Genomic DNA, 391 nt, shown 5'->3' on the forward strand with positions numbered 1-391 from the left:
CTCTCTGGACTCCCGGGTTCACCTGGACCAGTTGGCCGGCAGCATCCCGGTCGACGGGGTGTCGGGGCGGGTGCCGGCGACCGTCTGGCCGTTCGGGCACTGGCGGACGGCGTCGCGCACGACGGCCTTCGACGCCCTGCCCGGGCCGGCCGCGGGGCAGCCCGGGCCGCTGATGCCGCTGATCTGGGCGATGCTGGCGGGGACCGCGGGGATCGTGCTGGTCTCGCTCACCACGCCGGCAGCGGCGGGGGGGGGGGGGGGGGCGGGGCGGCGCCGACCCCCCCGGGGCACCCGCGGGGGGGGGGGGCCTCCCGGGGCCCCCGGGGCCCCCGGGGGGGGGGGGCCGGGCACCCGGGGGCCGGGGGGGGGGGGCCCGGGGGGGGGGGGGGGC

1 protein-coding gene is annotated in these 391 nt (G+C 84.1%); it reads right to left on the reverse strand.

Annotated features, from left to right (window positions below; all coding sequences use genetic code 11):
* Positions 1 to 18 precede the first annotated feature (18 nt).
* Complete coding sequence (locus C7C46_RS35700) at positions 19 to 234, reverse strand: hypothetical protein (protein ID WP_110673630.1); 216 nt, start codon at positions 232 to 234, stop codon at positions 19 to 21.
* Positions 235 to 391: the final 157 nt, after the last annotated feature.

The organism is Streptomyces tateyamensis, assembly GCF_003205575.1.
Lineage (GTDB): Bacteria > Actinomycetota > Actinomycetes > Streptomycetales > Streptomycetaceae > Kitasatospora > Kitasatospora tateyamensis.